Source organism: Kordia zhangzhouensis, assembly GCF_001005305.1.
Lineage (GTDB): Bacteria > Bacteroidota > Bacteroidia > Flavobacteriales > Flavobacteriaceae > Kordia > Kordia zhangzhouensis.
The window spans coordinates 529,660-550,669 of record NZ_LBMH01000004.1 but is presented as its reverse complement, the minus strand read 5'-3'; the positions used below and the strand labels follow the sequence as shown (position 1 = coordinate 550,669).

The 21,010-nt window shown below is 33.2% G+C and carries 20 protein-coding genes; 11 read left to right on the top strand and 9 right to left on the bottom strand.

The features are described 5' to 3' along the window. Nucleotides 1-494 precede the first annotated feature (494 nt). From AA088_RS08690 to AA088_RS17630, 6 genes are all read left to right on the top strand, one after another. Nucleotides 495-680 (top strand): hypothetical protein, encoded by a 186-nt coding sequence (locus AA088_RS08690; protein WP_046744550.1) that lies wholly within the window; start codon nt 495-497, stop codon nt 678-680. A 244-nt stretch (nt 681-924) separates the two neighbouring features. Further along, nucleotides 925-2,868, top strand: coding sequence for a threonine--tRNA ligase (gene thrS / locus AA088_RS08685; RefSeq protein ID WP_046744549.1), 1,944 nt, complete (start codon nt 925-927; stop codon nt 2,866-2,868). A gap of 23 nt (nt 2,869-2,891) precedes the next feature. Beyond that, entirely contained in the window at nt 2,892-3,440 is a 549-nt protein-coding gene (gene infC / locus AA088_RS08680; RefSeq protein ID WP_082106633.1) for a translation initiation factor IF-3, read from the top strand. 92 nt (nt 3,441-3,532) lie between these two features. Further along, nucleotides 3,533-3,730, top strand: a complete 198-nt coding sequence (gene rpmI, locus AA088_RS08675) for a 50S ribosomal protein L35 (RefSeq protein WP_046744547.1) — start codon at nt 3,533-3,535, stop codon at nt 3,728-3,730. A gap of 107 nt (nt 3,731-3,837) precedes the next feature. Then, nucleotides 3,838-4,182: a 50S ribosomal protein L20 gene (rplT, locus tag AA088_RS08670; protein ID WP_046744546.1), complete on the top strand. Its 345-nt coding sequence runs from the start codon at nt 3,838-3,840 to the stop codon at nt 4,180-4,182. A 439-nt stretch (nt 4,183-4,621) separates the two neighbouring features. Further along, on the top strand, nt 4,622-6,943 hold the full coding sequence (locus AA088_RS17630; protein WP_162199679.1) for an ATP-binding protein: 2,322 nt from the start codon (nt 4,622-4,624) through the stop codon (nt 6,941-6,943). A gap of 5 nt (nt 6,944-6,948) precedes the next feature. Here AA088_RS17630 and AA088_RS08660 read toward each other — a convergent pair whose 3' ends face one another. From AA088_RS08660 to tgt, 7 genes are all read right to left on the bottom strand, one after another. Further along, complete coding sequence (locus AA088_RS08660) at nt 6,949-8,220, bottom strand: hypothetical protein (RefSeq protein ID WP_046744606.1); 1,272 nt, start codon at nt 8,218-8,220, stop codon at nt 6,949-6,951. Nucleotides 8,221-8,298: 78 nt separating this feature from the next. Next, complete coding sequence (locus tag AA088_RS08655) at nt 8,299-9,447, bottom strand: lycopene cyclase family protein (RefSeq protein WP_046744545.1); 1,149 nt, start codon at nt 9,445-9,447, stop codon at nt 8,299-8,301. A 142-nt stretch (nt 9,448-9,589) separates the two neighbouring features. After that, on the bottom strand, nt 9,590-11,140 hold the full coding sequence (gene dnaB / locus AA088_RS08650) for a replicative DNA helicase (protein WP_046744544.1): 1,551 nt from the start codon (nt 11,138-11,140) through the stop codon (nt 9,590-9,592). 159 nt (nt 11,141-11,299) lie between these two features. Further along, on the bottom strand, nt 11,300-12,253 hold the full coding sequence (locus AA088_RS08645) for an acetyl-CoA carboxylase carboxyltransferase subunit alpha (protein ID WP_046744543.1): 954 nt from the start codon (nt 12,251-12,253) through the stop codon (nt 11,300-11,302). A gap of 51 nt (nt 12,254-12,304) precedes the next feature. Continuing rightward, nucleotides 12,305-13,216, bottom strand: a complete 912-nt coding sequence (locus AA088_RS08640; protein ID WP_046744542.1) for a DMT family transporter — start codon at nt 13,214-13,216, stop codon at nt 12,305-12,307. Further along, entirely contained in the window at nt 13,203-14,282 is a 1,080-nt protein-coding gene (locus AA088_RS08635) for an LptF/LptG family permease (protein WP_046744541.1), read from the bottom strand. Before AA088_RS08635 ends, AA088_RS08640 begins: the two co-directional genes overlap by 14 nt. 25 nt (nt 14,283-14,307) lie before the next feature. Further along, nucleotides 14,308-15,438, bottom strand: coding sequence for a tRNA guanosine(34) transglycosylase Tgt (tgt, locus tag AA088_RS08630; RefSeq protein WP_046744540.1), 1,131 nt, complete (start codon nt 15,436-15,438; stop codon nt 14,308-14,310). Between the two features lie 362 nt (nt 15,439-15,800). On the opposite strand from tgt, the gene AA088_RS08625 reads away from it, so the two are divergent. The 3 genes from AA088_RS08625 (at nt 15,801) to AA088_RS08615 (ending at nt 18,312) form a co-directional block, all read left to right on the top strand. Next, nucleotides 15,801-16,646 carry a transketolase gene (locus AA088_RS08625; protein ID WP_046744539.1) on the top strand — a complete coding sequence of 282 codons (846 nt, stop codon included), beginning with the start codon at nt 15,801-15,803 and terminating at the stop codon, nt 16,644-16,646. Between the two features lie 70 nt (nt 16,647-16,716). Continuing rightward, nucleotides 16,717-17,670 (top strand): transketolase family protein, encoded by a 954-nt coding sequence (locus AA088_RS08620; protein WP_046744538.1) that lies wholly within the window; start codon nt 16,717-16,719, stop codon nt 17,668-17,670. Between the two features lie 51 nt (nt 17,671-17,721). Beyond that, entirely contained in the window at nt 17,722-18,312 is a 591-nt protein-coding gene (locus AA088_RS08615; protein WP_046744537.1) for an outer membrane beta-barrel protein, read from the top strand. Nucleotides 18,313-18,389: 77 nt separating this feature from the next. Here the strand turns inward: AA088_RS08615 and AA088_RS08610 are convergent, their stop codons facing one another. Further along, nucleotides 18,390-19,391, bottom strand: a complete 1,002-nt coding sequence (locus AA088_RS08610; protein ID WP_157547118.1) for an FKBP-type peptidyl-prolyl cis-trans isomerase — start codon at nt 19,389-19,391, stop codon at nt 18,390-18,392. Nucleotides 19,392-19,470: 79 nt separating this feature from the next. Between AA088_RS08610 and AA088_RS08605 the strand changes: the two genes are divergently transcribed. After that, nucleotides 19,471-19,863, top strand: coding sequence for an RNA-binding S4 domain-containing protein (locus tag AA088_RS08605; protein ID WP_046744535.1), 393 nt, complete (start codon nt 19,471-19,473; stop codon nt 19,861-19,863). A 23-nt stretch (nt 19,864-19,886) separates the two neighbouring features. Further along, nucleotides 19,887-20,390 (top strand): phosphoribosyltransferase family protein, encoded by a 504-nt coding sequence (locus AA088_RS08600; RefSeq protein ID WP_046744534.1) that lies wholly within the window; start codon nt 19,887-19,889, stop codon nt 20,388-20,390. Here AA088_RS08600 and AA088_RS08595 read toward each other — a convergent pair. After that, the gene (locus AA088_RS08595) at nt 20,382-20,906 is read right to left on the bottom strand and encodes a shikimate kinase (protein ID WP_046744533.1); all 525 of its coding nucleotides are present in this window, start codon (nt 20,904-20,906) and stop codon (nt 20,382-20,384) included. The two genes, AA088_RS08600 and AA088_RS08595, sit on opposite strands and share 9 nt — an antisense overlap. Nucleotides 20,907-21,010: the final 104 nt, after the last annotated feature.

The following is a 21,010-nucleotide window of genomic DNA, read 5'->3' as shown; positions in this document are numbered from 1 at the left end:
CCTTTTTTGAAGTTTTTTTTACCCAAAATCACAACTCTTTATTTACTAAGGCTTTATATATGATTTTTTATTAATAGATTTTAATTAATAACTGAAATACTGTTAGAAATTCTTTGTATTTAGTCATCAAACATAGTATAACATACTCACTTATTAGTATCGATTACTGAATAAATCAGAGCAATTAAAACCTTCTACCATGTAGTTAACACCACTACACTATCTTTCATATATAATATTTAAGTCAAAAATATCATTAGCAATACATTTATAATAATTGCAACCTTATGAAAGTACTTTAAACTTGTTTTTAACCTTAAACAACTTTATTTATCATACTTTTTAGTATAAGTTTCTCATAATGAATAGAAAGACTAACTGTAACTCCATTCACTTTTAGATATTTTTTATTTTCTTTTCCTTTTTTCATCATTAGAATTAAAGTTTCATGTGTTTTTTAGTATATTCATTTCATATTTTATAAATTATACAAAATGAAGAAAAAAAGTATTAAAAGTTTAAAACTGAAAAAAATTGCAATTTCAAAATTAGGAGAAGCTCAAGCGAAAGGAGGAAGATTCCAGGATACTTTAAAGCCTCCTAGCGATAATCAGCCACTTACTCTTGCCGGCGAAGGTTTATGCTCATATGATGTTTGTTATTCAGATGACTGCATGTAGTATTAAAAACATATTTTTACATAAAAGAGCTTTTTTGTTCAGTCACAGTCGGAAGATTTTTCTTCCGACTTTTTATTTTCTGTTTAACTCACCTTATTATACAACTAACCATATTAGTTGACTTCAGAATTCATTGAAATATCATAAAAATCACGCTATATTATATTTTTTTGATATTATACATATATATATTGTACAGATTTTTGATACGTATTATCTTTGTTGGCTTAATATTTATTTTTGTATGATAAAAATTACGTTGCCAGATGGCTCAGTCAGAGAATTCGATTCAGGAGTAACACCTATGGATGTTGCCAAAAATATTAGTGAAGGTTTTGCTAGAAATGTTATTTCTGCAAATTTTAATGGCACCACGGTTGAAACCGTAACACCTCTTACAGAAAATGGCGCACTTACCTTATACACTTGGAAAGATGACGAAGGAAAAAAAGCTTTTTGGCATTCTTCTGCACATATTTTAGCACAAGCAATACAGGAATTGTATCCAGATGCAAAATTATGGGTTGGACCAGCTATCGATAATGGTTTTTACTATGACATTGATATGGGAGAAGATACCATCACTGACAAAGATTTCAAGAAAATTGAAGATAAAATGCTAGAGATTGCACGAGGAAAGCACGATTTTAAGATGCGCTCTGCAACAAAAGCTGAAGCTTTAGCCTATTATAAAGATAAGAACGAATATAAAGTTGATCTTGTTGAAGGACTAGAAGATGGAACCATCACTTTTTGCGATCATGATACATTTACCGATTTATGTCGTGGTGGACACATTCCAAATACGAGTATTGTAAAAGCGGTAAAGGTGATGAGTGTTGCAGGAGCTTATTATAAAGGAGATGAAAACAATAAACAGCTGACTCGTATTTATGGAATTTCTTTTCCTAAGCAAAAGGACTTAAAAGACTATTTAGAGTTACTTGAAGAAGCTAAAAAACGTGATCATAGAAAACTAGGGAAAGAATTAGAGCTATTTACATTTTCACAAAAAGTAGGTCAAGGACTGCCTTTATGGCTTCCAAAAGGAGCTGCCTTGCGCTCGCAATTAGAAAGCTTTTTAAAGAAAGCTCAACAGAAAGCAGGCTACGAAATGGTAATTTCCCCACATATTGGACAAAAAGAATTATATATAACTTCTGGACATTATGCAAAGTATGGAGAAGATAGTTTTCAAGCAATTACTACTCCAAAAGAAGACGAAGAGTTTTTGTTAAAACCTATGAACTGTCCGCATCACTGCGAGATATACAACACTAAACCTTGGAGCTATAAAGATCTTCCTAAGCGTTTTGCTGAATTTGGAACAGTTTACCGTTATGAGCAAAGTGGTGAACTACATGGTTTGACACGTGTTCGTGGATTTACACAAGACGATGCCCATATTTTTTGTACACCTGATCAATTAGATCAAGAGTTTAAAAATGTAATTGACTTAGTAATGTACGTGTTTGGTTCATTAGGATTTGAGAATTTCACAGCTCAAGTTTCTTTACGAGATCCTGAAAAACCAGAAAAATATATTGGTTCTGATGAAAATTGGGAAAAGGCAGAAACGGCTATCATTAATGCCGCTAAAGAAAAAGAGTTAAATTACGTAATCGAATATGGAGAAGCCGCTTTTTATGGTCCTAAGTTAGACTTTATGGTAAAAGATGCTCTAGGACGAAGTTGGCAATTAGGAACCATTCAAGTAGATTATAACTTGCCTGAACGATTTGATCTTACTTACAAAGGAAGCGATAACGAGCTGCACAGACCCGTAATGATTCACCGCGCACCATTTGGTAGTATGGAACGTTTCATTGCAATTTTGTTAGAACACACCGGCGGAAATTTCCCATTATGGCTTATGAATGAGCAAGCAATTCTGCTCCCAGTAAGTGAAAAATATGAGAATTACGGGAAAAAAGTTTTAAATTTGTTAGAAAATAACGAAATTCGCGCCCAAATAGACAATCGTAACGAGACTGTCGGAAAAAAGATTCGTGAAGCGGAAATGAGCAAGATTCCTTTTATGTTAATCATCGGTGAACAAGAAGAGAAAGATGGCACAGTTTCTGTTAGAAGACACGGCGAAGGTGATATTGGAACGATAACTATTGAAGCATTTGCTGATATGGTTACGACAGAAATAAACAATAGTTTACAACCATTTAATGTTTAACTTAAAATTTTAGAACCATAGCAATACGAAGAAAAAGAAGTAGAGCTCCTAGGAGACAAGAAAAAGAAGATCTACACAGAATTAACAGAAAAATTACTGCTCCAGAAGTACGTCTTGTTGGAGACAATGTTGAAGTTGGTGTGTATCCTACAAGGAAAGCACTTGCCATCGCAGATGAACAAGAATTAGATTTAGTAGAAATATCTCCTAAAGCTGATCCTCCTGTTTGTAAAGTAATGGATTACAAAAAGTTCCTTTACGAACAGAAAAAAAGAGAAAAGTCTCTAAAGGCAAAAGCATCCAAAGTAACTGTTAAAGAAATTCGTTTTGGTCCACAAACTGATGATCATGATTACGAGTTCAAAAAGAAACACGCAGTCAAATTCCTAAAAGAAGGAGCTAAATTAAAAGCATATGTCTTCTTTAAAGGACGTTCTATCATCTATAAAGATCAAGGGCAAATTTTACTATTGAAATTAGCTCAAGAACTTGAAGAATATGGAAAAGTGGAACAAATGCCTAAATTAGAAGGTAAACGAATGACTATGTTCATCGCTCCTAAGAAGAAATAATACTTTGACTCAATTCAGTATGCCATAGTACTTAATTGAGTTAAATCCAATTAAAAATAATAAGCGAAATATTTTTAAATAAGTTAGGAATTATGCCTAAAATGAAAACAAAATCCAGTGCAAAAAAGCGTTTTAAGCTTACAGGTACTGGTAAAATTAAAAGAAAGCACGCTTTTAAAAGTCACATCTTAACAAAGAAGTCTAAAAAGCGTAAGCTAAAGTTAACGCACTCTACATTAGTACATGAAAGTGACGTTAACAGTATTAAAGAACAATTACGTTTAAAGTAATCCGTTCTTTCGGTTAAAACAATTTATAAACCCTGGAGTTAGGCCATTTTAAAGAATTCAGAATTTATAATTATTGAATCGCCTACTACAAAAACACATTTAAAAATATGCCAAGATCAGTAAACGCGGTAGCTCGTAGAGCCCGAAGAAAAAAGGTATTAAAACAAGCCAAAGGATACTTTGGTAGACGTAAAAACGTTTGGACAGTTGCAAAGAATGCGGTTGATAAAGCGATGAGTTACTCATACAGAGACCGTAGAAATAAGAAAAGAACATTCCGTGCATTATGGATTACTCGTATTAATGCAGGTGCTAGATTGAATGGAATGTCTTATTCTCAGTTCATGGGGAAAGTAAAAGCTAATAACATCGAATTAAACCGTAAGGTTTTAGCTGATTTAGCAATGAATCACCCTGAAGCTTTCAAAGCAATCGTTGATAAAGTAAAATAAATCGTCAAACAATATATATTTCGCTTATAAAGCCGGTACATTCTGTATCGGCTTTTTTTTTTGCTTATTGCACAATATGACATACAATGCATTTTTCATAAAATATTCAATATTTTCACAAAATATATATTCAACAGAAGAAGATGTTCAATTATTGAACTAAAACTTTGTTTTTTTTTCAATTTACTCTATTTTTAAAACCAAATTTTCCCTATATGCCTATTTTCAATTTATTAGCTACTATTGCAAAGCCCACGCTCAATATTTTGGTTGCTAAGCATTTTTATAATCAACTATTGTCATATATAATTGCGTACGTTTTTCCTGTTCAATTTACCGCAATACCAATAGCACATTGCTCAAAATTACATAGCAATAGATTTTTCCAGAATTATTACTTACGCTAGCAGTCTATAAAATGTCCTATCTCCATAAACTTTTGAAGCGTTCATCCAAAGATGTCAAAAAATCAAATGCTTCATTAAGCCGAACGATAAAAAAAGTAATTGATGATTTTCAATCTCAACTCAAAAAGTATCAAATACATTATGAATTGAGCGCTAAATTGAAAACTTTCTCAAGTTCATCAACTACTGAAAAACTAGCACTCTTCCCTAGTTTATATTTAGAAGTAGAAGACTTTTTATTATCTCAAGAGCAGTCATTAGCAGACAAGCAATCGTTTAGAAAAAATATACAGCAGAAGTTTCCTCTTCTTAACGAGAAAGAAGAATATCATGCCATTTTTGTAGAAGACGATTACACCCAAAAAGTTCTGCTTTCCGAATTGTTTTTACGTGAAGTAATTATCAAAACTAAAGAGGTTCTTGGAAAATTTACAAACAACTTCTTGTCTGAAGCAGAAAATCTCTTAGTTCACACTCCATTATCTTTCGAAACAATTACACACGAAAAAGCGACTTCCACCTTACGAGAGTTGTCTGAATACTCAAATATCATTCAAAAAAAGATTGAGGAAACACTCGGTAGCAACGCAATGTTGAGTATCTATAACAATGCGTACAACCGACATTTTAATGATTATTACTTACTTGAAAATTTTACAATTACGGTCAATTTAGTACCAGAACAACTATTGGTTACCGAAAATGTCAATCTTCCTAGTAAAGGGCAATTGCATCGATTATTGAAAGCTCAGATTTCAAGTTTAGAAGACATCAACTCAAAATTAAGCAAAGAAATTCTTCAAAAATCTCAAATACAAAAAGAATTAGAAGACAATGAAAAGTTGTACTCCGCTGTTATTCATAATGCGCTAGATGCAAATGTTATTTTTAATAAAGAAGGAATCATTATCCGTTCTAACAAAAAAGCAGCCGAATTTGTAAGTCATCAAAAAAAGCATCTTAACTTTTATAAGTTTTTACCTAAAGATTTTGCTTTGAAATTGAAAAAAATTATTGACGATTTTTCACTTGAAACCATGAATAGTTTAGAAAATGAACTATTTGAATTTGAAGCTAAAAAAAATGGCGAAACTTTATATTACAACTTAAAAATCAGCCCTATTTACATTAATAATGAGATGTTATTTTTTGCTGTAATACGAGATATCACGAAAGATATTAGGAATATGATTCGTATTGAAGAAGCGCGTCTTATCGCAGAAAAGTCAGCAAAAGCAAAAACCACATTTCTATCAAACATGAGTCATGAAATTCGAACTCCGTTAAATGTAATTCTTGGCTTATCAGAACTCTTTAACCGAAAGGATTTCACAGGAAATGAACATGAATATGAAAACCTTGAAGCTATTCGTTTTTCAACTGAAAATCTATTAATGATTGTAAATGATATTCTTGATTTTTCAAAAATAGAAGCAGGAAAACTCAATATTCAAAAAGTAGATTTCAATTTTACCGAACTTATTGCCAATTTACATAAAGGATTTAAGCTGAAAGCAAATGAAAAAGGCTTAGATTTTACAATCAATATTACCAATTCCATTCCAAAATATGTGGTTGGTGATCAATATCGATTGAGCCAAATTCTGAATAACTTGATTGGAAATGCAATTAAATTCACACAAAAAGGCTTTATTAATGTACAGATTTCTGCAAAAGAACTTGAAGATAAAATGGTGAAACTGTGTTTTATGATTGAAGATTCTGGTTGTGGAATTCCAAAAGAAAATCTTGATACTGTTTTTGAAAGTTTTTATCAGTCATATCACAGTGATGAAAGACCTGAAGGAACAGGTTTAGGCTTAAGTATTACAAAAGAATTGATTTCTCTTTTGGGAGGTAATTTATCTGTTGAAAGCGAAGTGAATAAAGGCACTACGTTTGCTTTTGATCTAAATTATAAAATCAGTGATCTTAGCGAATTAGAACTTCAAAACATTCAAAATATCAACCATAATCTTCGTAATAAAAGGATTCTTGTAGCTGAAGACAATAAACTGAATCAGTTATTTATTAAACAATTATTACGCAAATGGGACGCTGAAACAACTATTGTGGGCAATGGACAAGAAGCCGTTGAAACTGTTAAAATAAAAGATTTTGACCTGATACTTATGGATATTCAAATGCCTGTATTGGATGGTTTAGAGGCAACAGCCGCAATCAGAGCGTTGGAAAAAGAGAAAAAAGATATTCCCATTGTTGCTTGTTCTGCAGACGTGTTTCCTGAATCTAGACAAAAGGCAGAAGAAGCAGGCGTAAATTATTATATTACCAAGCCTATTAGTGCAAAATCGATTAATGAAATTCTGTATTTATTAACCAGTAGCAATTAAAAGTATCACGTTTTTTGCTTTTTCTTCTTAGCTGCTGGAAAAAGAATATTATTTAAGATTAATCGATATCCTGGTGAGTTAGGATGCAATTCTAATTCTGTTTTAGGATCTCCTACTCTATGTTGATAATCTTCAGGATCATGTCCGCCATAAAACGTAAAGAACCCTTTTCCTTTGATTCCATGGATATAACGCCCTTCTCCATTGGTTTTATTTTCCCCAAGAATTAAAACAGAAGGTTTGATCTGCGAACGATCAAAACTGGTAGTTTGCCCCATAAAACCTTTCACTAACGCTGTATGATTTTGACACAACATGGTTGGTATTGGATCCCATTTTGCAGAAAAATCCATTAATGTAAAATAATCTGCTTCCTTAGCTATATAACGCTTTGCAGTCATATCTATTGACGAAAACTCATATTTAGTTGGACTGCGTTCTAACGTGAAATCTGTAAAAGCAAATGTTTTCGCAAAGTCTATTTTACTTTGATAGTTTCTATCTGACACATCTCCATCAAACATCGGTTCGCAAATATCAACTCCTTCAGCTGCCAAAGCAATATCAAAACTATCTGTAGCACTACACATAGCAAACATAAATCCGCCACCAATTACATAGTCCCTAATTTTTAAAGCAACGTCTCGCTTTGCTTCCGAAACTTTAGCATATCCTAATTTTTTGGCTAAGGCTTCTGCTTCTTGTTTCTCTCGAATGTACCAAGGAGCAGAACGATACATCCCATAAAATTTACCATACTGCCCGGTAAAATCTTCATGATGCAAGTGCAACCAATCGTATTGAATCAATTCGTCAGTTAATACTTCTTCATCATACACCACATCATACGGAATTTCTGCATACGTCAACACCATCGTTACTGCATCGTCCCAAGGCACATTTCCTTTTGGAGAATACACGGCTACTTTCGGCGCTTTTTCTAAAATAACAGCTTCTTGATTTTTACTTGGACTCGCAATTTCTTCTAAAATAGCACTTGTTTTTGCATCTGATAAAATTTCATACGAAACGCCTCGAATTTTACATTCTTTTTCTACAGCTTCTGCTGCAGGTAATAAAAAAGAACCGCCTCGATAGTTAAGCAACCACTTTACTTTGATTTTTTTTTCTAGCGACCAATACGTAATTCCATAAGCTTTTAAATGATCTTTTTGTGATTCCGCATCCATCGGAATTAAAATATAAGACGCATAACTACTTACAGAAAATAGGAAAACTAGTGTGAGTGTAATTATATTTTTCAAATTCAATTGCATCATATTTATTCAACGGAAAGATACGCAAAAATTGTTCCTTTGTAAAAGATTTATCGTTTCTCTAACAGAACTTTGCTTCTAGAAACGTAATTGCTTTATTCCTGAAATTAAAAAAGGCTTAATTGGCAAACAACTCATTATTTTAACATCTTGCGCAATGGTACTTTCATTTCCTAAAAATGCTAGAATTGTGTCAATAGGGCGATTTTCAAAGATGGTTGCAAAAATTTCTTTTCCTTCCATTTTTTTAGAAAGAATTACTTCTACTAAAGTTCGATCATACCATTGAAACATTTTTTCGCGAAATGTAATAGCAGGATTTGGATAGGTGTTTGTTTTAAGTAAATTGATAATTTTTTCTGTGTGCTTTTGAACAAATTGAAAAGTATAGCCACTACTCGCTTTTGTAAATCCGCCCGCAGTTCCAATATTGATAATGTTTTTTTTGCTAGGAATTTTTCGTTGAAATTTAGCCAAAGACATCGGTATAATGCCAAATTCAGTATGCAAAACTTCATAATCAACTACTTGCAAATAGTCGTTTATATACGTTTGAAGCGCTTCTTTATATTGTTCTTTTTTCAGTATTTGCTCAGTGAATAAGGTATATTCTACCAATGCTTCTGTAGGACTAACGGGCAATACATACATAAAAGTAGCTCCATGTTTTTGCGAGAGCCTAAAGTCCATCAATGTTCCTATCTTTTCATCAAAAACAGGCGTTTTAGCTTTAATTACCCAACCTTCAAAATGTTGTAAGAGTGAATTTTTAGGTGAAATAGTAGGATAGAAAAGATTCGTAGAATTAAAAATATATTTTGCTGAAAATGTTCCTTTTTTAGTGGTTATTTCCGCTCCTCTTTTTGTTGACTTTAATTCTGTGATTTCCTCAAAGAGAAAGGTGACATTTTTGAATTTAGAAGCCGTTTCTAGTACAAAATTATAAAAGTCAATACCTGCAATCATTTTATACTGGTAGTTCAACATTTTGTACTGTCGCTGAAAATCATCAGATAAAAATTCCAAAGTACTCCATCGATGTTTGACAATGGGTTCAAATAATCCGCTTTCTTTTTCCCAAAAACACCACGTACGATCGTTTTGATTTTTTTGTGTTTTATCTACGACTAAAATTTGTTTTTTGTTCAATTCAGCATCATTGAGTATTCGGTACAACAAACTTAATCCTGCACAACCTGAACCAGCAATAATGTAGTCGTATTTCATGTAAAGAATTATATTTTTAAAACTATTTTTGTGTGTAATTTCAATGTCATTCCATGCAAAATACGGAATTCACATTTGAAAAACTATCGATTCCAAGCTCTACAGGAATGACACTATATAACTTTATAAAAATACGGATTTCTTAGAAAGGAACATCGCCATCATCTGGATCAAAGTCATCATTCATAGAACTTCCAAATGCTTCGTCTGCACTAGGCAAATGATCTGTTTTGAATGTATCGTCATTGGCAGCATCGTTCATTTTAGAATGAAACTCAAATGGAGAATCGAATGTTTCTAAATTGTCAAATTTTCCTAAATGCCCTAAGAATTTAAGACGAATATTGTCCAAACCACCATTTCTATGTTTTGCCACAATAAATTCCGCCTGACCTTCTGTTGGTGAACGCTCTTCATCATCCCATTCTTCAATTTTGTAATATTCTGGACGGTAGATGAACGATACAATATCTGCATCCTGCTCAATCGCTCCCGATTCACGTAAATCTGAAAGTAACGGACGCTTGCTTCCTCCACGTGTTTCTACTGCACGTGACAGCTGAGATAAGGCAATTACAGGAACATATAATTCTTTAGCTAGCGCTTTTAAGTTCCTAGAAATCATCGAAATTTCCTGTTCACGGTTTCCTCCTTTTTGGCTTCCACCAGCCGTCATTAATTGCAAATAGTCAATAATGATCAACTTGATTCCATGTTGTGATGCCAAACGACGTGCTTTTGCACGTAAATCAAAAATTGAAAGTGATGGTGTGTCATCAATAAATAAAGGAGCTTTTTCTAATCCTTTTACTTTTACATTTAATTGTTCCCACTCATGTTTGGCTAATTTCCCTGTACGCAATTTTTCTGAAGAAAGACCCGTTTCAGAAGAAATTAAACGTGTGATTAACTGTACCGAAGCCATCTCTAATGAGAAAAAAGCTACGGGAATGTTTTGGTCAACAGCAATGTTTCTCGCCATCGATAAGGTTAAGGCCGTTTTTCCCATACCCGGACGTGCAGCTACAATGATTAAATCACTAGGTTGCCAACCAGAAGTAAGTTTATCTAGTTTATCAAAACCTGTTGCAATTCCACTCAACCCTTCTTTATTGGAAATTTCCTCAATCTTCTTCTTCGCTTGAATTACTAAACTTTGCGCCGTTTCTGACGATTTTTTAATGTTCCCTTGTGTTACTTCATATAAACGTGCTTCTGCCTTATCTAACAATGAAAAAACATCTGTAGTTTCATCGTAAGCATCTTCAATGATTTCGTTGGAAATCTTAATTAAACTTCGTTGGATGAATTTCTGCAAAATAATTCTAGCGTGAAATTCAATATGTGCCGAAGAAGATACTTTTTGTGTAAGAGAAATTAGATAAAAATCACCTCCCACTTGATCTAATTTGGCGTTCTTACGCAATTGGGACGAAACTGTTAATAAGTCAATAGGCTCAGAATTTTCAAACAATTGAAAAATTGCTTCATAAATAAGTTTATGCGCTTCTTTATAGAAAGCGTCTGGACTTAAAATATCAATTACCTCATCGACTCCTTTCTTATCAATCATCATAGCGCCAAGCACTACTTCTTCTAAATCGACAGCTTGTGGAGGTAATTTTCCTTTTTCAAGACTTATTAAGTTACTTCTATCAGTTTTATATGTTTGTTTAGGGTTCACATTTTCCATGATTGCGAAAGTAAATAATTGTTTTACTTTATACCGTTAAAATTTCCTCTTGAATCTTAACTACTGATTGTTAATAAGTTGTTGATGTATTGTTCATAAGCGGAAAAAAAATCCGAAGCCTAAACTCCGGATTTTTCTTTTTCCTTATTTGATAAAGGCTTATCCTTTAAACTCTCCCATTTTGGAATATTTTTCCATTCGAGAAGTCACCAAATCTTCTGGTGATAAGTTTTTTAATTTGTTATAATTAGCAACGATAGCATCACGAACGGCATTGTACGCTCCTTCTCTATCTGTATGTGCTCCTCCAATAGGTTCTTTGACAATTTCATCAATTACTTTTATTTTCATAGCATCGGTTGCTGTCAGTTTAAGTGCTTCAGCTGCTTTTTCTTTGTGTTCCCAACTACGCCATAATATTGACGAACAGTTTTCAGGAGAGATTACCGAATACCAAGAATTTTCTAACATTAATACGCTATCTCCTACTCCTATTCCTAATGCTCCTCCTGAAGCGCCTTCTCCAATTATCACAGTTATAATAGGCACTTTTAAACGTGTCATTTCTAAAATGTTTCTTGCAATAGCTTCTCCTTGTCCGCGCTCTTCCGCTTCCAATCCTGGGTATGCTCCTGGAGTGTCAATCAATGTGACTACAGGAATTCCAAACTTTTCTGCAGATTTCATCAAACGGAGTGCTTTACGATATCCTTCAGGGTTTGCCATACCAAAGTTACGATACTGTCGGGTTTTGGTATTGTATCCTTTCTGTTGACCAATAAACATATATGATTGATCCCCAATTTTTCCCAAACCACCAATCATCGCTTTGTCATCCTTTACATTACGATCACCATGTAGTTCTAAAAAGGTATCTCCGCATAATGCTTTGATATAATCTAACGTATACGGTCTGTTTGGGTGGCGTGATAATTGTACGCGTTGCCAAGCAGTTAGATTCTTATAGATATCTTTTTTCGTTTTTTCTAACTTTTTTTCAATTTGCTGACAAGTTTCCGTAACATCAATATCGCTTTCTTCACCAATAGCTACGCACTTTGTCAATTGTTCTTCTAGTTCTTTTATAGGTAGCTCAAAATCTAAATATTCCATGCTTTTGAGAATGTGTTTAGTGGTTTAAGTTTACAAATATAAAATTTTAATTTAGGAAATTTCCATGCCTTTAACGGATTTTCTTTTTCTCTTATTTTTTAAGATTCCATTTGCTAAGACTGTCCCTACAACCAGCAGGCTTCCATAATAAAATCCTGATTCCATTTTTTCATCTAATGGAAATAGTAATAAAGCTAGTACAATTCCATAAATAATCTCTAAGTTGTAAGTCAACACAACTGTATAAGGACTTATATATCGCATGATGTGTGTTGAAGCTATAAATGCATATGCTGTACATACAGATGCTAAAATGAAAAGGTAAATCCAGTCATTACGTGTCAACAAAAAGAAATTTTGTTTTGAAAAACCTTCTTCTGCAAAAGTTAAGTATATAGAGATAAATAATACTCCACAGATAAATTCATAAAAAGAAATGGTTGCTGCATGATGTTTTTCAACAAATTTACCATTTAACACTGCAAATAAGGCCGAAAAAAAGGCAGAAGAGATACCTAGTACTATACCATTAATATACTTAAATTCTGCGTTTATAATGATGGAAACTCCAAGGATTACAATGACACCAAAAACGAGTTCATACCAAATCATTTTTCTTTTATAAATAATTGGTTCTATGAATGATGCAAAAAAAGCACCTGTTGAAAACATAACCAATGTAATGGAAACATTAGATACATCGATGGCGCCAAAAAACGTAATCCAATGCAAAGCAACTACTATTCCTGCTATTGCAAATTTTGAAAAAGTTTTGAACGTTATTTGAAGTCGTATTTTGGAAAATTTGATAAATAAAAGCATCAATATTCCCGCAATGAGCATACGAAACCATACTAAAGGAATAGCGTTAATACTGATGAGCTTCCCTAAAATTGCTGTAAAACCTGCTATAAACACCAACACATGTAGGTGTAAATAATTTTTGAGTTTATCGCCTAGCATTGTACAGTAAATAGAGCGCTAAGATTCCGAAAACAACATTAGGAACCCAAACTGCTAACATTGGAGAAAATCCAGATTTTTCAGCCATCGTTCCAAATATTTTATCAAAAAAGATATAGATAAAAGCAATGGCTATTCCAAAGGCTAAATTTACACCCATTCCTCCTCTTCGTTTCATAGAAGATACTGCCACAGCAATGATTGTTAGAATAAACGCAGTAATTGGCAAACTCCAACGTTTATACTTAACCAACAAATGCTTATTGACATTGGGCGAACCTGATTGTTTTTCTTTTTCAATAAATTTATTAAGCTCTTGATAGTTTAATGTTTCTGCCATATATGTAACTGGCGTAAGATCTTCAACATCAAATGGAAAAATAGTGTCTAATTTTCGTTCGCTAATTAAACTATCGTTCATAGCTCCAACAATGCGTTTTTTATATCCTCGTAATGTATAGGTGCTATCTTCTTCGTTATATTTGATTGAACGTGCCTCCATTTTGTACTTTAGCACGTTATCTTCAAAATGTTCCAAGGTAAAATTATCACCACGCTTACTTTCAAAGTTGAATCCTTTAAGGTAAATAAAATCGTTATTCGTGATTTGTTTATATATCTCTGAATTATCCCGTAGTTTTTTTCGTCCTTTTTTAATGTATTCAAAACGAAATTCATTAAAGCCTTTACTAGCATTAGGAACAATATACATTCCCGCAACAAAAGCTACAATTGCTACTACCGAAGCCCCAATTAAGAAAGGTCTTAAGAAACGTATGTATGACACTCCCGAACTTAGTATTGCAATAATTTCAGTATCATTTGCCAACTTAGAAGTAAACCAAATTACCGACAGAAATAGAAAGATAGGAAATAATAGATTGGCAAAATAGATGACAAAATGCACGTAATACATTAGTATTTTATCTGCTGGTGCTTCTGAAGCTAACATTTTATCAATATTTTCTGAAATATCTACCATAATCCCAATTGGGACAAATAGTAATAACATTACAGAGAATGTTAAAAGATATTTTTTAATGATATACCAATCTAGTATCTTCATTGATGTTTTTGTTTATTGTCTTGTATTACAAACGTTTGTCCATTTGTTTTACCATTTGATTCTTCCATGTATCAAAATCTCCCGCTAAGATATGTTTTCTCGCTTCTCTAACCAACCATAGATAAAATCCTAGGTTATGAATAGTTGCTATTTGCTTGCCGAGCAATTCATTTACCGTAAATAAATGTCGTAAATACGCTTTTGAATATTCTGTATCAACATAAGTTATCCCCATTTCATCAATCGGCGAAAAATCATCTTCCCACTTTTTATTCTTAATATTGATAGTTCCATGTGCTGTAAATAGCATTCCGTTACGCGCATTACGTGTTGGCATTACACAATCAAACATGTCTACACCCAAAGCGATATTTTCTAGAATATTGATAGGTGTCCCTACACCCATTAAATATCGTGGCTTGTCTTCTGGTAAAATTTCACACACCACATCGGTCATAGCATACATTTCTTCTGCTGGTTCTCCCACAGATAATCCTCCGATTGCATTTCCTTCTGCTTCACGAGAAGCAATGAATTCTGCCGATTGTTTTCGCAAATCCTTATAAGTACTTCCTTGCACTATTGGGAAAAATGCCTGGCTATAATCATATTTGTAAGGAACTTTTTCTAAATGTGCTAAACAACGATCTAGCCAACGATGCGTCATATGCATTGAACGCTTTGCATAGTGATAATCACATGGGTATGGTGTACATTCATCAAACGCCATGATAATATCTGCTCCGATTGTTCGCTGAATTTCCATTACATTTTCTGGAGTAAAAAAGTGGTATGATCCGTCAATGTGCGATTTAAACTTTACGCCTTCCTCTTTAATCTTTCTGTTTGCAGAAAGTGAATAGACCTGATACCCGCCAGAGTCGGTTAAAATATTGCGATCCCAATTGATGAATTTATGCAATCCACCTGCTTTTTCTAAAATTTCAGTTTGTGGACGTAAGTATAAATGATATGTATTCCCTAAAATAATATCTGGATTGATATCTTCTTTTAACTCGCGTTGGTGAACTCCTTTTACAGTTCCAACAGTTCCCACAGGCATAAAAATAGGCGTTTCAATGGTTCCGTGGTCAGTTGTAATTGTTCCTGCTCTTGCTTTGCTTAGCGGATCTTTTCCTTTTAAATCAAATTTCATTGTAGCTTCACTTGTGCCAATTACCGTTTATTGAGAATGGTTTTCTTCTGGCAAAAGCCAAAAAACTAATGATGATAACAAAAAACTATGGCATAATCAGTTGGCAAATATAACCAAGTTTGGTTGATGATTTTACTAATCAAATATTAAAATTAGAGTTTCCCTATATATTCCTCTATTTTACGAATTAATTTTTCAAATTCAGGAAATCATTACACATTCATTATCAATTTATTATAAACAAAAACAGTCTTTTTACCTTATTCACACTATTTCGTTAATAAAAGCCTGCAAACTTCTTTTGTATACGGTATTTTATCGCTTATTTTTGAGGCTTTAAAAAAACTACTAACATATACACAATGTCAGATAACAAATCGTTAGAAAATTTGGTTACTCAAGTACGTAGAGATATCTTGAGAATGGTACACAAAGTAAATTCTGGACACCCTGGAGGTTCTTTAGGTTGTGCTGAATTTTTAGTTACATTATACAATGATGTAATGAAACTTAATGATGGTTTTGATATGAATGGAGAAGGTGAAGATCTTTTCTTTTTGTCAAATGGTCATATTTCTCCAGTAATTTATAGTGTTTTAGCTCGAAAAGGATACTTCCCTGTGGAAGAATTAAATACTTTTCGCTTGTTAGATTCTCGCTTACAAGGTCACCCAACTACACATGAAGGTTTGCCAGGAATTCGTATTGCCTCAGGTTCATTAGGGCAAGGAATGTCAGTTGCTATTGGTGCTGCATTAACTAAGAAGCTAAACGGTGATGAGCATCTTATTTATTCTCTTCATGGTGATGGTGAATTACAAGAAGGTCAAATTTGGGAAGCTGCGATGTATGCTGCAGGAAATAAAGTAGATAATTATATTGCTACAATTGACTATAATCAAAAACAGATTGATGGCGCAACAGACGATGTTTTACCATTAGGCTCATTGACTGAAAAATTTAAAGCTTTTGGTTGGGACGTGTTAGAAATCAAAGAAGGAAATGATATTCAAGCAATTAAAAATGGTTTAGCAGAAGCAAAATCAAGAACAGGTAACGGAAAACCTGTTTGTGTATTATTGCATACTGAAATGGGGAATGGTGTAGATTTTATGATGCACACACATGCTTGGCATGGAAAAGCACCTAATGACGAGCAATTAGAAAGTGCCCTTGCGCAAAATCCTGAAACGTTAGGCGATTACTAATTAAGTGATTAGAGTTTTAATTTAAGTCAAATAAACAAAAAAAAGATACCCGATTTCCCGGGCTTATACGATGAAAAAATATACAAACACAGGAAGTAAAGATACACGATCAGGTTTTGGAGATGGATTGACAGAACTTGGGAAAACAAATCCAAATGTGGTGGCACTTTGTGCAGATTTGACAGGTTCGCTAAAGATGGACGAGTTTAAGAAAAATCACCCAGAGCGTTTTTTTCAAATAGGAATTGCAGAAGCTAACATGATTGGAATTGCCGCTGGATTAACCATTGGAGGAAAAATTCCATTTACCGGCACATTTGCCAATTTTTCTACAGGACGTGTGTACGACCAAATTCGTCAATCTGTAGCCTATTCTGATAAAAATGTAAAAATCTGTGCTTCGCATGCAGGAATTACTTTAGGAGAAGATGGAGCTACACATCAAATTTTAGAAGATATCGGCTTAATGAAAATGTTGCCAGGTATGACTGTAATTAATACTTGTGATTACAATCAAACAAAAGCAGCCACTTTGGCCATTGCAGAACATCATGGACCTGTATATCTTCGTTTTGGAAGACCGAAAGTAGCAAATTTCACTCCTGAAAATCAGAAGTTTGAAATTGGAAAAGCAGTTCAATTAACAGAAGGATCTGATGTTACTATTGTAGCAACCGGACATTTAGTTTGGGAGGCTTTACAAGCAGCAGAAACATTAGAAGCTGAAGGAGTTTCTGCGGAAGTAATCAATATTCACACAATCAAACCATTGGATGAAGAAGCAATTTTGAATTCTGTAGCAAAAACAGGATGTATTGTAACAGCAGAAGAGCACAATTATTTAGGAGGTTTAGGAGAAAGCGTTGCAAGAACATTAACGTTACACCAACCTACTCCACAAGAATTTGTTGCTACCAATGATACTTTTGGAGAATCTGGCACGCCAGCTCAATTAATGGAGAAATATGGTTTAAATGCTGCTTCGATTGTTAAATCGGCTAAAAAAGTGATTAGCAGAAAATAATAGAATACAAAATCTGGCGTTTTTAACTGTATAACATTAAACAGTATTATTATGAAAAACAACCTATTATGTTTCGTATTTCTGCTTGCTTCAGCAACTGCATTTGCACAATTTGGAGTAAAAGCAGGATTAAATTACAATTCAAATGGAGAGTTACGTTTTGAAGACGTAGCTAATGCTGGACAAAATATTGTAGAAGACAGTGGAGACGAGAAAATTGGCTACCATTTTGGAGCCTACTACGATATTAATTTTAGCAGGTTATACTTGCGCCCAGAAATTGTATACACAAAAACTAAAAGTGAATATGGGTCAAGTGATTATGATATGTCTAAAATCGATGTCCCTGTTTTAGTAGGACTGAATGTAGTTGGCCCATTGAGTATTTTTGGAGGACCTTCTTTTCAATATATACTCGATAATGATTTGGAAAATGTAACGATTTCGGACGTTGAAAATGAAATCACTGTAGGTTTTAATTTTGGAGCTGCTGTAAAATTTGGTAATATCGGATTGGATGTTCGTTATGAAAGAGGTTTTACAGAAAATGAAGCTGAGATTTTAAACTCAAATAATGTACGCATAGGTACATTAGATTCGCGTCCTAGTCAAATTATTTTTAGTTTATCTGTTCGCCTTTAAAAAGTAATCACAATATTAGATATAAAAAAAGCACTTCGATGGAAGTGCTTTTTTTATATCTAATTCTTTAAAATTTACTAGTTTACATCAAGGTAATCAGGAATTCCGTCTCCATCAGTATCTGTTAATACTACTGTTCTAATAGTAGTTACTCCATCGTCATCTGTATCTCTTGTTTTTTCTAATTCATTTGAAGCCAATACAGGTTCAGTATCCCCTGGATTTACAACGTACGTTTTTTGCACAACTTCATTTACTGTAATTGTTCCATCTCCATCATCATCAGAATCTCTAAAATTAGGAATTCCATCACCATCAGAGTCATCATTTAACACATCATTATCTCCATCTAAATCTTCCATAGATGATAACAAACCATCTACATCAGTATCAAGAAAATCGGCACTAAATACATTAAATGAAAAAATTAATGGAGAATATTCAGGAATATTAGGTTGAGGAACACTAAAATACCCTAATCCAGATGGAATAAAAATAGCTCCTATTCCTCCATTTCGAGCTTGCAAGAACCCATTAGAACCTTCAATGATGTCCTCGGCTGTTTTAAATTCAGGAAGCCCTAATTGAAAACCTCGCACTGTACTTTGAGTTGCACTGATTAATGGTATTGATTGTTCCGTAATTCTTAAATCAAAAGTTCCTAAATCTAATGTTTGTCCTCTATATGTTAAATTTACTTGATCAAAACTAGTGTACGTTTTTCCACCACCTTCACGCAACTTAAGTACATAATATTTGTATTCTACATCAAAATATGTGGTCGTGCGCACTTCTACTTGGTCAATGAGTGGTGTTTTATCAGCATTTACACCTTCAATTTTACCAAAGGTCATCGTAAAAGTATCATTTGCTGCACTTTCTGGATTTGTAGCATCAAATTCATCGTAATTGTAAAAATGAGTACTTAAAAACTCTACAAGAGCTGCGTCATCTTCGACCTGTTGTTCTCCACGATCTCTCAATTCAGCAAATCTGGCGATATCATCATCACTTTTACAAGAAAAAACAGCTACAAATGCCATCATAGCTATCAATGTAATTTTTGCAAATTTCATCATTGTCATTAAATTTTGGGCTGCAAGATACAATTTTATCCTACTTTTGTGTATTCTTTAACGTAGTTTTTAGAGATTTTGTATGAGGATAGATAAATACCTTTGGTGTGTGCGATATTTTAAAACCCGAAGCTTAGCTACAACTGCATGTAAAAAAGGGCATGTTCGTGTAAATGGTGCTGCGGTGAAACCTTCACGAGAAGTGTATCCAACCGATAAAATAGAAGTTCGAAAAGACCAAGTAAATAGGTTATTAACCGTACTAGATATACCCCCAAATCGTGTCGGTGCAAAATTGGTAGATATTTATAGAGTTGATACTACTCCAAAAGAAAATTATGATCATTTAGACTTATTGAAACATGCAAAAGATCATTATAGAAAGCAAGGAACAGGAAGACCTACTAAAAAAGATCGTCGTGAAATTGATGAATATTTAGAGGATAATTTTGACCGTGATGAAAGTAATGCTTAATTTTAGACTTTAATTTTTTTGTCATGACCGTAACAGGAAATATCATATTAGATCATCAACAAATTCAGCATAAAACTCGTCGCATCGCTTATCAAATACTAGAATCGAATGTTAACGAAAATGAAATTATTCTAGCAGGAATTGCATCCAATGGTTTTGTATTTGCTGAAAAAATCAAAAAAGAATTAGAAAAAATCACACCAGCCGTTATTACTCTTTGCAAAGTATCTATTGACAAATTAAATCCTCTAACCCCAATTTCGACTTCACTTGATATTACTGAGTTTATTAATAAACCGCTTGTATTGATAGATGATGTATTGAATTCTGGAACTACGCTTATTTATGGTGTAAAACACTTTTTAGAAGTTCCTTTGAAAAATTTTAAAACTGCTGTATTAGTAAATCGAAATCATAAAAAATATCCTGTAAAAGCTGATTTTAAAGGGATTTCTCTCTCTACCTCCATTCAAGAGCATATAGATGTCGTTTTTGAAGATGGAAATGATAAAGCTTATTTAATTTAACTTTTTTTGTATTTCTACCACAATCTCTCTTATTGTTTTTCCATCAGTTATAATACTATAGGTTGATTTTTGGTAAAAGTTAGCTCGTTCAAATAAGTGCTTACCAATAAATTCTGGCAAATCCTTAGTTTCTATATCTTTAATCAATGGACGTTTTTCTTTCTCATCTTTTACACGTTTTATAATTTCTGCAATGGAAGTTTGTAAATAGAAAGTTTGCGTAGTGTATTGCTCAATCAATTCCATATTATTAGCATAGCAAGGTGTTCCTCCTCCTAATGACACTACACAAGGTTTGTTTTTTTGCAGAATCTCTTGTAAATATTCATGTTCTTTCTTTCTGAAGTAAATCTCTCCTTTTTCCGCAAAAATCTCAGAAATAGATTTTTTTTCACTTTCTTCAATATAGTCATCTAGATCAATTACTGGCAGAGCTATTTCCTTTCCTAATAATTTAGAAACAGCACTTTTTCCACTGGCCATATATCCTAAAAGTATAATCGTCGTTTCTTTCATTTATAAATTATTTATTTCTAAGGGCTTACAAAAATCATAAAAAAAAAGACAAATTTATATTAAAAAAGGCTTGAAAAATAAAATTATGATGTTATATTTGCACC